The sequence below is a fragment of the Streptomyces sp. CB03238 genome, assembly GCF_002099185.1.
Lineage (GTDB): Bacteria > Actinomycetota > Actinomycetes > Streptomycetales > Streptomycetaceae > Streptomyces.
Genome location: NZ_NBCN01000011.1, coordinates 309,069 through 323,406 on the forward strand (window position 1 = coordinate 309,069; position 14,338 = coordinate 323,406).

General features: G+C 72.7%; 16 protein-coding genes and 1 tRNA gene. 6 read left to right on the forward strand and 11 right to left on the reverse strand.

Translation table 11 applies throughout. The features are described 5' to 3' along the window. Window positions 1–187 precede the first annotated feature (187 nt). The 4 genes from BKD26_RS22525 to BKD26_RS22540 form a co-directional block, all read right to left on the reverse strand. Window positions 188–272, reverse strand: a tRNA-Ser gene (locus tag BKD26_RS22525). Between the two features lie 88 nt (window positions 273–360). Next, a complete protein-coding gene (tadA, locus tag BKD26_RS22530; protein WP_084901077.1) occupies window positions 361–789 on the reverse strand; it encodes a tRNA adenosine(34) deaminase TadA in 429 nt (142 codons plus the stop codon). A gap of 65 nt (window positions 790–854) precedes the next feature. Then, window positions 855–1,385, reverse strand: coding sequence for a hypothetical protein (locus BKD26_RS22535; protein ID WP_073756384.1), 531 nt, complete (start codon window positions 1,383–1,385; stop codon window positions 855–857). Window positions 1,386–1,831: 446 nt separating this feature from the next. Then, on the reverse strand, window positions 1,832–2,035 hold the full coding sequence (locus tag BKD26_RS22540; RefSeq protein WP_084901220.1) for a hypothetical protein: 204 nt from the start codon (window positions 2,033–2,035) through the stop codon (window positions 1,832–1,834). 84 nt (window positions 2,036–2,119) lie between these two features. On the opposite strand from BKD26_RS22540, the gene upp reads away from it, so the two are divergent. Beyond that, entirely contained in the window at window positions 2,120–2,755 is a 636-nt protein-coding gene (gene upp, locus BKD26_RS22545) for a uracil phosphoribosyltransferase (RefSeq protein WP_073756383.1), read from the forward strand. Between the two features lie 64 nt (window positions 2,756–2,819). On the opposite strand, the gene BKD26_RS22550 is transcribed toward upp, so the two are convergent. From BKD26_RS22550 to BKD26_RS22580, 7 genes are all read right to left on the reverse strand, one after another. Further along, window positions 2,820–3,446 carry a LytR C-terminal domain-containing protein gene (locus BKD26_RS22550; protein WP_084901081.1) on the reverse strand — a complete coding sequence of 209 codons (627 nt, stop codon included), beginning with the start codon at window positions 3,444–3,446 and terminating at the stop codon, window positions 2,820–2,822. A gap of 108 nt (window positions 3,447–3,554) precedes the next feature. Continuing rightward, the gene (locus BKD26_RS22555) at window positions 3,555–3,851 is read right to left on the reverse strand and encodes a type II toxin-antitoxin system VapB family antitoxin (protein WP_003999914.1); all 297 of its coding nucleotides are present in this window, start codon (window positions 3,849–3,851) and stop codon (window positions 3,555–3,557) included. 163 nt (window positions 3,852–4,014) lie between these two features. Beyond that, window positions 4,015–5,553, reverse strand: a complete 1,539-nt coding sequence (locus BKD26_RS22560; RefSeq protein WP_084901084.1) for a M28 family metallopeptidase — start codon at window positions 5,551–5,553, stop codon at window positions 4,015–4,017. A gap of 138 nt (window positions 5,554–5,691) precedes the next feature. After that, on the reverse strand, window positions 5,692–6,306 hold the full coding sequence (locus BKD26_RS22565) for an HhH-GPD-type base excision DNA repair protein (RefSeq protein WP_084901087.1): 615 nt from the start codon (window positions 6,304–6,306) through the stop codon (window positions 5,692–5,694). A 60-nt stretch (window positions 6,307–6,366) separates the two neighbouring features. Next, complete coding sequence (gene pip / locus BKD26_RS22570; protein ID WP_084901223.1) at window positions 6,367–7,326, reverse strand: prolyl aminopeptidase; 960 nt, start codon at window positions 7,324–7,326, stop codon at window positions 6,367–6,369. Between the two features lie 35 nt (window positions 7,327–7,361). Continuing rightward, a complete protein-coding gene (locus tag BKD26_RS22575) occupies window positions 7,362–8,627 on the reverse strand; it encodes a sigma-70 family RNA polymerase sigma factor (protein ID WP_084901090.1) in 1,266 nt (421 codons plus the stop codon). A gap of 5 nt (window positions 8,628–8,632) precedes the next feature. Then, entirely contained in the window at window positions 8,633–9,046 is a 414-nt protein-coding gene (locus tag BKD26_RS22580; protein ID WP_084901092.1) for a YciI family protein, read from the reverse strand. Window positions 9,047–9,381: 335 nt separating this feature from the next. Here BKD26_RS22580 and BKD26_RS22585 point away from each other — a divergent pair, with 335 nt between their 5' ends. The 5 genes from BKD26_RS22585 to BKD26_RS22595 all read left to right on the forward strand — a co-directional run bounded on the left by BKD26_RS22585 (window position 9,382) and on the right by BKD26_RS22595 (window position 14,333). Beyond that, a complete protein-coding gene (locus BKD26_RS22585; protein WP_084901095.1) occupies window positions 9,382–10,647 on the forward strand; it encodes a hypothetical protein in 1,266 nt (421 codons plus the stop codon). Between the two features lie 73 nt (window positions 10,648–10,720). Beyond that, a complete protein-coding gene (locus tag BKD26_RS22590) occupies window positions 10,721–11,182 on the forward strand; it encodes a tetratricopeptide repeat protein (protein WP_084901097.1) in 462 nt (153 codons plus the stop codon). Window positions 11,183–11,257: 75 nt separating this feature from the next. Then, complete coding sequence (locus tag BKD26_RS40445) at window positions 11,258–11,428, forward strand: hypothetical protein (RefSeq protein WP_179166647.1); 171 nt, start codon at window positions 11,258–11,260, stop codon at window positions 11,426–11,428. A 740-nt stretch (window positions 11,429–12,168) separates the two neighbouring features. Further along, complete coding sequence (locus BKD26_RS41465; protein ID WP_241518777.1) at window positions 12,169–12,540, forward strand: zeta toxin family protein; 372 nt, start codon at window positions 12,169–12,171, stop codon at window positions 12,538–12,540. Further along, entirely contained in the window at window positions 12,537–14,333 is a 1,797-nt protein-coding gene (locus tag BKD26_RS22595; RefSeq protein WP_241518778.1) for a hypothetical protein, read from the forward strand. The genes BKD26_RS41465 and BKD26_RS22595 overlap by 4 nt, the downstream gene beginning before the upstream one ends. The last annotated feature ends 5 nt before the right edge of the window (window positions 14,334–14,338 follow it).

Below are 14,338 nucleotides of genomic sequence, written 5' to 3' on the forward strand. Positions count from 1 at the left end.
GACCTGGCAGGAATCCGCGGGGCGAGTGAACCGGCCCCCACTGCGGAGCCCGTGCCGCGCGCTTCCCCCCGAGAGCGGCTCGGGCTTGCGGGACCGGTTCTCATGGGGGAGCGGCTTGTCCCCCCGATGCCGCTCCCCGGTACGTGAAGGGCCCCGACGCGATGCGTCGGGGCCCTTCACACAAGAGCGGTAGCGGAGGGATTTGAACCCTCGGTGACTTGCGCCACACTCGCTTTCGAGGCGAGCTCCTTCGGCCGCTCGGACACGCTACCGAGAGAGAGCTTAGCCCAAAGGTGCCGCTACGAAGAAATCCGAATCAGCGGCGGTCCACGGCTGCGGCGACGGACTCGTCAGCACACCTCAGCGGTCGCGGAAGAACCGCGTGAGGAGCGCCGCGCACTCCTCCGCCAGCACTCCCTGGATCACCTCGGGCCGGTGGTTGAGCCGCCTGTCCCGTACGAGATCCCACAGCGAGCCCACCGCGCCCGCCTTCTCGTCCAGTGCCCCGAACACCAGCCGGTCCACCCGGGACTGCACGAGCGCACCCGCGCACATCACGCACGGTTCCAGCGTGACGACCAGAGTGCAGCCCGTCAGCCGCCACTCCCCGACCGCCTCGGCCGCCCGGCGCAGCGCCAGCACTTCGGCGTGCGCCGTCGGATCGCCGGTCACCTCGCGTTCGTTGTGACCGGTGGCGAGCACGCGGCCGTCCGGGGACAGAACGACCGCGCCGACCGGCACGTCGCCGGCCCGCGCAGCTCGCTCGGCCTCCTCCATGGCGCGGCGCATCGCCGCCCGCCATGGCTCCCGGACGGGGTCGGGAGTGGTGGGCGCGGGTGTCGGTGCGGGGTGCACTAGCGGACGGCCTCCAGCACCTCCGCGGCGCCGAGCGCGTCCGCGATCTCGGACAGCGCGTCGGTGTCGAGCGCCAGCAGCTCCTTCTCGGACAGGCCCAGGTCGGCCAGGACCAGCCGGTCGCCGACCGGCTCCGCGGGCACGGCCTCGGCCGTCACCGCCGATTCCTCCTCGTCGTCGTCCTCGACCGGCTCCCCGTCCTCGGTGCCGTCGAGGTCCAGCGCGTCCAGGTCGGGGCCGTCGTCCTCCTGGTCGTCGCCCAGCAGTTCCTTGGTGAGGATCTCCCCGTAGGAGGAGCGGGCGGCGGCCGCTCCGTCGGAGACGTAGATACGAGGGTCGTCCTCACCCTCCACGCGGACGATGCCGAACCATGCGTCCTCCTGCTCGATGAAGACGATCACTGTGTCGTCGTCCACCGAGGCATCACGGGCCAGCTCGGTCAGATCCGACAAGGTCTCCACATCGTCGAGCTCTGTGTCGCTCGCTTCCCACCCGTCTTCGGTGCGCGCGAGCAGTGCGGCGAAGTACACCGTGACTCTCCCACTGATCAGAGGTGTGACGATCGGGCGGCACGCTCCTGAATGCCCCGCCCACTCGGCATCGTGGCAGATGCGAGGCCCTCAGGAGAGGTGTTCCGCTCTTGCGTCGTGCACCAGTCTGAGTCCGATCCCCGGTCCGTGTCACCAGCGGATCGCCGCGGGATCGCTCCCGAATCGCGGAAGGGACGCCCCCGGATCGCCCCCTGACGGCTCTCGGCCCCCCACCGCCACCCCACCGAACCGCCGCGTCGCCCCCGGGGCGTCCGCCCCCGCGCCGCCCGGCGGTCGACGGTCGGCCGGGCGCAGGTCCGGCGGGTGGCAGGCGGGGTGGGGCGGTGGGGCGAGGGGCGCGCCGCGCGAGCGGTGGGCGGCGGCGGGGGGCGGCACGCGAGCGGTGGGCGGCGGCGGGCGGCACGCGACCCGCTCGGACCCCGGGGTCACCAGCGGAACGTGCGCATGCGCATCGCCTGGCGCATCCTCGCGGCTCTCGCGCGACGCGGCTGGACGCGGTCGCGCAGCGCTTTCGCCTCGTTCAGCTCGCGCAGGAACTGGGCGCGGCGCCGCCTGCGCTCGGCGTCGCTCTCCTGGCGGTCCGGCGCCCGGTCGTCCTGCTCCCGCTCCGGATCTTCCGCTTCCGGCATCGCGACCACCCCCAGGCTGGGTCCGTCCACCCCACCTTCCCTCCGCGGCGGGGGTTGATGCCAGTGCGGGCTACTGTTGAGGACATGCGGATCCACGTCGTCGACCACCCGCTGGTGGCGCACAAACTCACCACGCTGCGCGACAGGCGCACCGACTCCCCGACCTTCCGGCGGCTCGCCGACGAGCTGGTCACCCTGCTCGCGTACGAGGCCACCCGGGACGTGCGCACCGAGCAGGTCGACCTCGACACCCCGGTCACCCGGACGACCGGCGTCAAGCTGTCGAGCCCGAAGCCGCTGGTGGTGCCGATCCTGCGGGCCGGCCTGGGCATGCTGGACGGCATGGTGCGGCTGCTGCCGACCGCCGAGGTGGGCTTCCTGGGCATGATCCGCAACGAGGAGACGCTGGAGGCGTCCACGTACGCCACCCGGATGCCGGAGGACCTCTCCGGGCGCCAGGTGTACGTCCTGGACCCGATGCTGGCCACGGGCGGCACGCTGGTCGCCGCCATCCAGGAGCTGATCAAGCGCGGCGCGGACGACGTGACGGCGGTCGTGCTGCTGGCGGCACCCGAGGGCGTCGAGGTCATGGAGCGCGAGCTGGCGGGCACGCCGGTCACGGTCGTCACGGCCTCGGTCGACGAGCGCCTCAACGAGCACGGCTACATCGTCCCGGGCCTGGGCGACGCGGGCGACCGGATGTACGGAACGGCCGACTAAGGGCGCCTCTCGGCACGGTCGACCGTCGACGCACGCCTGGGCGTCCCGGAGGCGAACGAGCCCGCTAGCAAGCAGAGGGCGCGGGCGCGGGCTTGGCCAGGGCGGCCAGGGCCGCGGTCGCGTCCTTCGGCGGTGTGAGGCTTTTGAAGGCCGTACCGATGATCAGGTCCACGTCCGCCGTCGCACGGGCGTCCATCTTGAGCGTGGCGCCCTTCAGCTGCGTACGGAGGACGGGGAAGGCGCTCTCGCCCGCTCCGGTGGCGCCGAGCAGCATGCCGGGGCCCGGGACCTTCTTGTCGTACGCGGCCGGGGCGTTGCCCACCTTGCCGATGGCGAAGCCGCGCTTCTTCAGCTCGTCGGCGGTCGTCTTGGCGAGGCCCGCGCGCGGGGTCGCGTTGTAGACGTTCACCGTGATCTGGCCGGGCTTGAGGGGCACGTGGACCGGCGTCACGGGGTTCTTGCGGGGCTTGCAGCCCGGGCCGGCCGCGGTCTTCGCGCGGCTGTCGGTGCCGCCCCCGCCGAAGACATCGATGAGCTGCAGTGTTCCCCAGCCGGCCAGGCCGAGGGCGACCACTGCGACGAGGGCCGAGACCACGATCCGGCGACGGCGTCGGGGGCGGCGCATGCGCGGGTAGGCGTCACCCGTAATGCGGTACTTTCCGCCCATGCCGGGGGGAGTGAGCATGCTCATGGGCGCAGCGTAATGCGGCCCGGTGACTATGCCTACTAAACGATCAGCCGATGGGGGCCGGACGGGTGGGAAAGGGCCCGAAAGGCTGACATCCCCGTCCCCGGCTGATCAGTCGAGTTCGAGCACGCGGGCGTGCAGCACCTGCCGCTGCTGCAGGGCCGCGCGCACGGCGCGGTGCAGTCCGTCCTCGAGGTAGAGGTCGCCCTGCCACTTCACGACGTGCGCGAAGAGGTCGCCGTAGAACGTCGAGTCCTCGGCGAGGAGCGTCTCCAGGTCCAGCTGACCCTTGGTGGTCACGAGCTGATCGAGGCGGACCGGGCGCGGCGCGACATCCGCCCACTGCCGGGTGCTTTCCCGGCCGTGGTCGGGATACGGCCGCCCGTTACCGATGCGCTTGAAGATCACACGGAAAGCCTACCGGGCGAGCGGCTCCCGGCGCAGCCACGCGGCGCCAGTCGAATGCCGACGAAACCTGTGGAAACCGGGACGGTCCGGAGACCGGGACGGCGCGCCGCGGAGGTGATCCCGCGGCGCGCCCCCTGGGTCTGCCCTGGTTCTGCCCCGGGTCCTACTCGGTCACGTCGTGGTCGTGGCCGTCGTGCAGGCCGCCGCCGCTGCCCGCGTCGCCGTCCGTGGGGACGGTGACGACCGGCTTGCGCAGCGAGCTGAGGTCGTGGGCGTAGACGCCCACGGCGTTGGCGATGACGTCGATGTTGGCGTCGAACGCCGTCATGTCGATGTTCTTGATGTCGTCGCACTTGGCGTGGTAGCACGCGTCGTACGCGACCCCCGCCGTGCCGCCGAACTTCTCCGCCTGCTTGGCGGTCTTCAGGCCCTCCGCGCCGGTGAACGTGCCGCCGGACGGGATGCCGACCGCGATGAACGGGCCGTAGTCGGAGCGGCCGGTGAAGTCGGTGCCCTCGTGCGGCCGGCCCTGCTTGTCCATGAACTCGTTGATGTCGCGCTCGAGCTGGGCGGAACCGGCCGGGCCGGCGGGCGCGCCGACGCCGTCGGAGTTGTCACCGTCGTACACGAACAGGCCGTAGTTCGGCGAGGCGATCATGTCGAAGTTCAGGTAGAGCTTGATCTCCTTGCGGTCGAGCTCGCTGAGGGTGTCGACGTAGTGCTCGGAGCCGAGCAGGCCGACCTCCTCCGCCGACCACCAGGCGAAGCGCACCTTGTTCGTGGGCTTCTGCTTGGACTTGGCGAGGTCCAGGGCGACTTCGAGCAGACCGGCCGAGCCGGAGCCGTTGTCGTTGATGCCGGGGCCGGCGGTCACCGAGTCGAGGTGCGAGCCGAGCATCACGGTGTTGGCGGCGTTGCCGCGCGCGGTCTCCGCGATGACGTTGTTGGTGGACCGCTTCTCCTGGAGCTGGCGAATCTCGAGGTTCACCTCGACCGGGCCCTTGGCGAGGTCGGCGACGAGCTGCTGGCCATCGGCCTGGGATATGCCGCCGGTCGGTATCTTGCCGGCCGCCGGGTCGCCGAGGGTGCCGCCGAGCGAGCCGGGGACGTTGTTGTAGACGATCGCGCCGATCGCGCCCGCGGCGGCGGCCTCGGCCTGCTTGGCGGCGAAGGTGCAGCCGCCGCGCTTGATCAGGGCGATCTTGCCGGTGAAGGTGCCGGACGCGTAGTCGGCGGCCTCGCAGCCGGGCGTCGCGTCGTCCGCGGGGGCCGGGACGGCGGCGAGGGCGGCCTTGACCCCGCCGACGGGCGTCGACTTGGTGTACGTCATCGCCCCGATGGTGATGTCACGCGGCGACGGCGAAACGACCGAGAGCTTCTCCGCCTGGGTCTGGGTGTAGATGAAGTCGAACTTCTGGTACGAGACCTGGTAACCGGCCTTCTTCAGCTGCTGGTACACGTACGCGGCCGAGGCGTCGTGTCCGAGCGAGCCGGCCGCCCGGTGGCCACCGGCCGAGTCGGCTATCTGCTGGAACTTCTCCAGGTGCTTGTGGGCGTCCTCGGCGGACGCCTCCCGGACCAGCTTCTTGGAGAGTTTCGCGGCGTCCTTGGCCGCCTCCTTGCCGGGGTCACCGGCGGAAGCGGGGGATGCGGAAGCCAGCATGAGCGGGGTCGCGAGTGCGGCTGCGGCCAGGGTGGCCACGGCTCTGCGAGGGGATGAGGTCACAGAGGTCCTTCCCGGTGTGAACGAGGTTGAAGGGAAGCTAGCGATCTCCCACGCTCCTGGGAACAGATGTGCCACAACTCACGGCATATTCCGTACGTTTGGCGACGGAACGTGTCACTCCGCCGCCGAAGGTCCTGTCCCCCTGGCCGATTTGGCGGTCTTGGCGGCGCGCTTGGCCTCCTGCTTGTACGCACGCACCTTGGCGAGCGACTCCGGCCCGGTGATGTCGGCGGCCGAACGGTACGAGCCCTCCTCGCCGTACGCGCCCGCCGCCTCCCGCCAGCCCTCGGGCCGTACGCCGTACTGCTTGCCCAGCAGCGCCAGGAAGATCTGCGCCTTCTGCTTGCCGAACCCGGGCAGCGCGAGGAGCCGGTCGAGCAGCTCCTTGCCGGTGGCGGCGTCCGACCAGACGGCGCTCGCGTCACCGCCGTACTCGTCCACCAGGTAGTGGCACAGCTGCTGCACCCGCTTGGCCATCGAGCCGGGGTAGCGGTGCACGGCCGGCTTGGCGGACAGCAGGGCGACGAAGTCCTCCGGGTCGTACGCCGCGATCTCGTGCGCGTCGAGATCGTCGGCGCCCATGCGCTGGGCGATCGTGTACGGGCCCGAGAACGCCCATTCCATGGGGACCTGCTGGTCGAGGAGCATGCCGACGAGCGCGGCGAGCGGACTGCGGCCCAGCAGCTCGTCGGCCTCGGGTTGCTGGGCGAGATGGATCGTGGTGGTCATGAGTCGATGATCGCTCCGGTGGTGGCCCGTCGCACGGTGGGGGTGTCCGGGGCGTCCCCTTTATCCGGCGCCCTCCCCGGCGAACCGCTCCAGCGCCGCCAGCAGGTGCCCTCGGGTGGCCTCCGTCCCCAGGTGCCCCGCCTCGTCGACCACGATCAGCTCCGCGTCCGGCCAGGCCCGGCTCAGCTCCCACGCCGTGCACAGCGGCCCGCCCAGGTCGAGCCGCCCGTGCACGAGCACGCCCGGGATGCCCGCCAGCCGGTGGGCGCCACGCAGCAGGGCGCCCTCCTCCAGCCAGGCGCCGTGCGAGAAGTAGTGCGTACAGATCCGTACGAGGGCGAGGCGGGCGGCCTCGGGGCGGCCGCCGTACGGTGCCCCGCCGCCCTCCAGGGACACCACCGCGTCCTCCCACGCGCACCAGTCGGCCGTCGCCCGCTCCCGTACGGCGGCGTCGGGGTGAGCGGCGAGCCGCGCGTACGCCCCGACCAGACCGGCCGCCGTCTCCCCCGCGCCCGGCCCCGCCCCGTCCCGGAACCGCGCCCATGCCTCGGGGAAGAACCGGCCCACCCCCTCGTACAGCCAGGCGATCTCGGAGCGGCGGGTGGTCGTGACCGCCGAGATCAGGATCCGGGCCACGCGCTCCGGGTGACGCTGGGCGTACGCCAGGATCAGCGTCGAACCCCACGACCCGCCGAAGAGCAGCCAGCTGTCCACGCCGAGGTGCTCCCGCAGCCGCTCCATGTCGGCGATCAGGTGGCCGGTAGTGTTGACGCCCATGTCGGTGGCCGGGTCGCTCGCGTGCGGCGTGCTGCGGCCGCACCCGCGCTGGTCGAACAGGACGACCCGGTAGCGGGCCGGGTCGAACAGCCGCACGGCCCCGGGACGGCAGCCCGAGCCGGGGCCGCCGTGCACGACGAGGGCGGGGGTGCCGGCCGGGTTCCCGTGGACCTGCCAGTGGACGAGATTGCCGTCACCGACGTCGAGCATGCCCTGCTCGTACGGCTCGCTCTGCGGATACATCGGGCAACCGCCCGGGAGGGACAGCGGCGGGTTGTTCACGGCGACGGCTCCGCGTCCTGGCCCCGCAGGCGGGCCGCCCGCATCCGCAGGTAGCGGGCCTCGGGGTCGCTGAGGGTGTGCGCGGCGGCCGTGCGGTAGGCGGACAGGGCGCCCTCGGTGTCGCCCGAGCGTTCCAGCAGGTGCGCGCGGACGGCGGCCGGCCGGTGGTGGCCCGCGAGCCGGTCCGCGAGCCGCGCCTCCAGCGAGGCCAGTTCGGCGAGCCCGGCCTCGGGCCCGTACACCATGGCGAGCGCCACCACGCGGCTCAGCTCGGCCATGGGGTCGGGTTCCGGGGCGCGGCGCAGGAGCAGGTCGTACAGCGCCAGGATCTGGGGCCAGTCGGTGTCCTCCGCCCGCGCCGCCTCGTCGTGCAGCGCGGCGATCGCCGCCTGGAGCTGGTACGCCCCGGCCGGGCCCTCCGCCAGGGCCTCCTCCACCAGGGCGGTGCCCTCCCGGATGGCGTCCCGGTCCCAGAGGGTGCGGTCCTGCTCGTCGAGCGGGATCAGCTCGCCGTGCGGGCCGGTGCGGGCCGCGCTGCGGGCCTCGGTGAGCAGCATCAGCGCCAGCAGCCCGGTCACGGCGCCCTCCCGGGGCAGCAGGCGGCGCACCGCGCGGGTGAGGCGGATGGCCTCGCGGGCGAGGTCGGCGCGGTGCAGTTCGCGACCGGAGGTCGCCGTATAGCCCTCGTTGAAGATCAGGTACAGCACCTGCAGGACGGCCGCCAGGCGCTGGTCCCGGTCCTCGGGGCCGGGCGGGCGGAAGGGCACGCCCTTGAGCTTCTGCTTGGCGCGGCTGATCCGCTGCGCCATGGTCGCCTCGGGGACGAGGTGCGCCCGGGCGATCTCGGCCGTCGTCAGACCGCCCACCGCGCGCAGCGTCAGCGCGATCTGCGCGGCCGCCGTCAGCTGCGGGTGGCAGCACAGGAACAGCAGCGTGAGCGTGTCGTCCTCCGAGGGCGCCCGCCCTTCCCCGGGCGGCGGCGCGGTGAACGCGTCCGGGGGCGCCAGCGCGGCCTCCGCCTCCTCGCGCCTGCGCCGCGCCTCGTCGGCCCGCAGCTGGTCCATGAGCCGGCGCGACGCCACCCGGATCAGCCACCCGCGCGGATTGTCCGGGACCCCGGAGCCGGGCCACTGCTGGGCGGCCGCGAGGAGGGCTTCCTGTACGGCGTCCTCGGCGGCGTCGAAGTGCCCGTACCGGCGGACGAGCGCGCCGAGGACCTGCGGCGCGTGGTGCCGCAGCAGGTCCTCGACGTCGGTGTTCATGCCGCTCAGCAGCCGGGGCCGTCCTCCATGATGGGCCGGATGACGACCGGGTACTCGGGCGCGCCCTCGGGCTGCGGGCAGCGGGCGACGCGCGCCGCGATCTCGGTGACGCGGTCGAGGCTCGCGCAGTCGAGCACCCAGTACCCGGCCAGCAGCTCCTTGGTCTCCCCGTACGGCCCGTCCGTGATCACCGGCCGGCCGTCCTCGCCCAGGCTGACGAGCCGGGTACGGCGCGGCTCGGCGAGCCCCTGGCCGTCGACGAACTCACCGGACTCGGCGAGGTCGTCGTTGATCTCCTGCATGAAGGCGAACATCGCCTGCAGGTCCTTCTCGCTCCAGGCCGGGCTGTGCGCGGAGGCCTTGCCGGTCATCGCGTCGTAGTCTGCCTGCGAGCCCTGCACCATCACCAGGTACTTCATGATGCCGTTCCTCTCGTGAACCTCTTGGGTGCCGTTCACATGGGACGTCGGAGCCGACGACGCGTTCTCGACACCGGCGGCGGCCGCTCTCGATGACAAGCCTCACAGAAACGCCCGGGGTGAGGGGAGCAACTGCCCCTCTTGCTCGTGTTTGTCGCTCGGGCGGAAGGGGGGTGGAAGGCGGGGCGCGCCCAATTGAGGGAAATTCCCCTTCTTCGACCCCTGCACCGGTCATACGATCATCGCCGGTCGTGGTGTGCGAGGTTGTCGTCCCCCAGCGGCCGCTCTCGTTTTTCCAGCACCTTTTTCCAGACCTTTCCGACCAAAGGGCTCCTGTGAAGATCCGCCGTATCCTCGCGACGGCTGTCGTCGCCGCTGTCACCACGCCCGCCGCACTGCTCTGCGTCACGCCCGCCTTCGCCGCGACCGCTCCGGAACCGCCGCTCGGCCGGTCGTTCGCGGACAACGCCGCCAAGCCCTCCCTCGCGGAGCTGGAAAAGGCGGCCGCCGAGGCGCAGAAGGCGTACGACGCCGCCGTCGCCGCCGAGGCCGCCGCCCTCCAGGCGTTCATCGACGAACAGTCCGACACGGCACCCCTCGCCGTGGCGGCCGCCGCGGCGGCCAAGGAGGCGGAGGCCGCCGCCACCGCCAAGGAGGACGCCGACAAGAAGCTCGCCGACGCCCAGGCCGTACTGGACGGGCTGCCGGAGACCGCCACGGAAGAGGAGAAGGCGCGGGCGGAGAAGGACGTCGCCGACGCCCAGGCCGCCGCCGGGGCGGCCGCCAAGGCCAAGGAGGCCGCCGACGCCAAGGCGGAGCAGGCCGACACGGCGCGGGACGACGCGCTGGTCGCCGCGTCCCGGCGCATCCACCTGGCGCGGAAGGACAAGGAGAAGGCCCTCGCCGCCAAGGAGGCCGCCGACAAGGCGCTCGCCGACGCCCGGGAGGAGGCCGAGGGGGGCGCCTGCGTCGCCGAGGACCGGCTCACGGTGACCGCCACGGGCCTGCCCGCGAAGGTCACCGCCGGTACGACGGTCGACTTCACGGTCCGCGTCACCAACGGCACCGACCGGACCCTGGACGAGGTCTGGCCGTACGTGAAGGTCGAGGCCGCCGACGAGCCGCTGGACGTCCAGTGGTCCACGGCCGCCTCGCCGGCCTGGCAGGACGTGGACGCCGACCACTACGCGGGCACCGTCGAGAAGCTGAAGGCCGGCGCCCACGCGGACGTCAAGCTGCGCCTGAAGGTCGCCGCCTCGACGCCGGCCGGCGACGGTGTCGCCTCCATCGCCGCCGACTACGGCAACGACGACAAGTCGTGCGGCGGGACGCCGGAGTTCTCTGAGTACTCCTTCGACGTCGTCGCCGCGACCGCCGCACCCGGCCCGTCGGCCACCTCGTCCGCCACGCCCGCCCCGCAGGCGCAGGGCACGACGTCCACCCAGCCGGTCGCCACCACCACCGGCACCGCCGGGAGCCTCGCCGCCACCGGTTCCTCCTCCGCCGTCCCCCAGGTCGCCCTCGCGGCCGGCGCGGCCGTGGCCCTGGGCGCCGGCGCGATCGTCGCCGTACGCCGCCGGAAGCCGGCCATGGACAACTGACGCCCAAGGGGCCGGATCACCGGTCCGGCCCCTCCCCGCCCCGCGGTGAACGAGGCACTGCGACGATGTGCGCATGAGCGCACCGGAAGACGACCGCCTCGAGGAAACCCGTCGCCACCTGCTGGACCTGGCCGCCCGCTTCCCGGACGACGCCGACGTCGCGTACCGCACGGCCTGCGTCCATGACCGCCTGGGTCTGGAGGCGGAGGCGGTCCCGTTCTACGAGCGCTGCCTGAGCGGAACCGGCCTCTCCGCCGAGGACCGCCGCGGCGCCCTCCTCGGCCTCGGCAGCACCTACCGGGTGCTCGGCCAGTACGCGCACGCCGTCGAAACCCTCCGCCGCGGCGTGGCGGAGTACCCCGACGACGGCGGCCTCCGAACGTTCCTCGCCATGGCGCTGTACAACACGGGCGAGCACCACGAGGCGATGCGGATCCTGCTGGACCTCCTCGCCACAACGAGCCACGACCCGTCCGTCCAGCAGTACCGGCGCGCCATCGCCCTCTACGCCGAGGACCTCGACGCCACGGCCTGACGGACCGGACCAACCGCCGCCTCTCCCACCTCCGCCGCGCCCCTGGCCGTCGCTGGTCACGGTGGTGCTGGTCCAGTGGTCGACGTCGATGTCGACGCTTCGGCCGGGCAGCGAACGCAGTTCCCGGGTGCCGGGCCACTTGCCCACGAGGACGCCCTGGACGGTCACCTCACGATGGTCGGCATCGATGGTGGTGCGGTCGGCGCCGAAATCGGTGAACTGGGTCAGTACGTAGTAGGCCAGTGAGCCCGCGTTCGGCACCGAGATGTGATCGCCGTCGGCGTCGGTGGCTTCGACGTCCACCCGGTAGGTGCCGAGGTCCGCGAGCCGAATGGGCTGCTTGGTGTGCCACGTCCCGCTCCGCGCCGTTCCCGAGCGCAGCTCGAAGTCCTCGTGCTCGACCACGGCGACTTCCTGCTCGGTCGTCGGCGAAATGATGTGCGCGGTGAGGTCCGTGATGTCACTGCCCGAGCCGGCGGTGATCTGAAGGGTGCAGAGATCGTTCCCGACGCTGCCGGCGTAGGAGACGGTCGGCTGGTCCGAGGCGTGTGCGGGCGATGTGCCGGAGGCACACATGGCGATGGTCGCGGTGGGCGGTCAGCGCCATACGGAATCTTCCCAATGGGTCCCCCCTGGTGATGAAGTGCCGAAATGGCGACCCGCGCGACAGAGCTGCGCGCGCGAGCCGCCGCGAACTCAGCGCGCCTCAGCAGCCACAGCACCGCGTTTTCGCTGTGGTGGCCGAGCCAGTGCGACGACGTCCCGGTCGCGGCGGCCCGTGGCGGCGGGCAGAGCACCGCGACGGTGCCGACGAGGAGACCGTCGCGCCATCCATGGCGGCGGCGCCTCGTACTGATGCTCCGTCACACCCCTTGCCGTGCACCACCGTTGTATGAACAGAGGGTTCGTGTTCCACTAACCTCCTTCTGGCACATCGGTCACCGGCCGCCGCTCCCCGGGGCGGGAGAGCACTCCATGGGGGGTCCGTGTGTGAAGACCTGGGGTTCGAGAAACTGCTCAGCGAGGAGGGCTTCTTCGCGCGCCTCTTCGGGAGGTCGCCGTCGGGTGCCGGCCGGGAGCCGCTGTACGGCCCGGACCTTCCCGTCGTGCTGCTCACCGGTGGCCCGGGCATGGGCAAAGGACGGCTGCTGCGCGCGGTGCGGGACCGTTTCGCCGGCAAGGTGCCGGTGATCCATCTGGACTGCGGCTCGCCGGTGTACGCGGACCGGGCGGAGCCGGAGCCGGGCGCCCGCTCGGACGCGACCGAGGCCCTGGTCGAGGTCGCCCGGCGGCTGTGCACCTGGCAGGGCACGGGTGGCTCGTTCGCCTGCCCCGGCTCTTCACGGGCCTCGCGATGATCGCGACCGGTGTCACGGAAGGCACCCCCGAGGCCGTCGCGACGGAGGTCGAACGGTACGAGGAGCTGCCCCAGCGGCAACGCCTCCGGGGCCTGGGGACAGGCGACTTCTGGCGGGGTGTGCTCCGCGGGACCATCCGCAACCTGCTCACGACCCTGTCCGCGCAAGCGCTCGACCCGTACTCGGCGGCGGTGAGCAACGCGCTGCTGGACGCCCTCTTCGAGCGCCTGGCCCCCCGGGGCAGGGCCGAGCTGGAGCGGATCTACGGCGCGTATCCCGGCGCGGCCGGCCAGCCCAAGCACGGGCTGCGCAATCTCGCCGCCGACTTCAAGGCCGGCGGCGAGGCGCGGGAGCTGGCGGAGAGCTTCCTGTTCCGGGCGCTGCGCGAGGACCTGGAGGCGGCGTACGCCTCGGCGTCCGGCTGGCTGCGCCGCGTCGGCCGCCCGGGGCTGCTGCTGGACCACGCCGAGTGGCCGCTCGGGGAGCGGCTGCTGCGCGCCGTACTCGCCGACCGCCGGAGTGGGCAGCGCGACCGCCTGGTGGTCGTGGGCACGGCACGCCGGGCGGACGGCGGCGCCTTCCTGCACGGCGGCCTGCCGTCACCGGAGGTGGTGCCCCCGGCGGAGTTCCGGCCCGCCGACGGCGGCCCGCCCGCGTGGACGCGGCGCACGGACGCGGGAGCCGACCGGGCACCGCTGTCCGACGGGGTGCTCCTGCTGCGTATGCCCCTTCTCACCGGCGACCAGCTCCGCCGCGAGACCGAGCGCAGGCAGCAGCGCGCGGAGCCTGAGGGCGGCACGAACCGCCGCCGCATCGACGCCGCGGTGGCACGGCTGAGCGGCGGACGACCGCACACGGTGATCCGGCTGGCCACCGCTGCCGCCGCCTTCCGGATGCCGGCGGACGCCAATGACCGGGACATACTGGACGCCCCGTTACGACTCCCCGGCGACGGCGCCCTCGAGCAGCCGGTGGCTCAAGTGCTGCTGCGGGAACTGGTCCTGGACCAGCTGCCGGTGCGGCTGCCGGCCGAGCACCAGGACCAGTGGCTCGATCTGCTCACCCATCTGTCCGTGGCGCACGACGAGGAGTGCGCGGACGTCCTGCTCCGACACCATCAGTCCGGCCGCGTCCACCACCTGACGGCGCATCACGTGGCGCGGTTGCTCACCGACACGGGGTGGCCCAGCTGCGAACGCCACTTCATAGGGGACTTCGGGCTGCGCCAGCTGCTGGTGCACCGGCTGTACGGGCTGCGCCCCGGCGGCGCCGCCTGGTACGCCGACCACCACCTGCTGCGGGACCACTACGCGGGACGCGCCGCGGCGGCGGAGGCGGCCGGCCGGGCGTTCCGTTCCGTCACGGCGCACCGGCTGAACCACCACCTGGTGTCCGGCGGGGCGGACGACGTGGTCGGCCACCTGGCCGCCACGCTGCCCGGCCGCCCCCGAGAGTGGTGCGCGGAGCTGCTGGAGATCGCCCAGGCGCCGTACCCGGGCGGAGCGGACGCCCGGCGGGAGCGCGCCCAGGGCCTGGTCGCGACGGACGGGCCGGCGCTGCGCCGCACCGTCGACCAGTTGCTGCACGCGGTGTGGCTGTGCGAGGAGCGGACCAGACCGACCGGGAAGGAGACGGCCCGCACGCTGGCCAAGCTGCTGGACCTTCTTTCGATCATGGAGTTCGACGGCGCGGGACAGCTCAGCAAGACGGCTACGGAGTGGACCGGCCTGGCCGAGAACGAGCAGCCGTTGCTGCGCTGCACCTGTACCGAACAGCTCGGGCGACGGAGGTAGCGGGG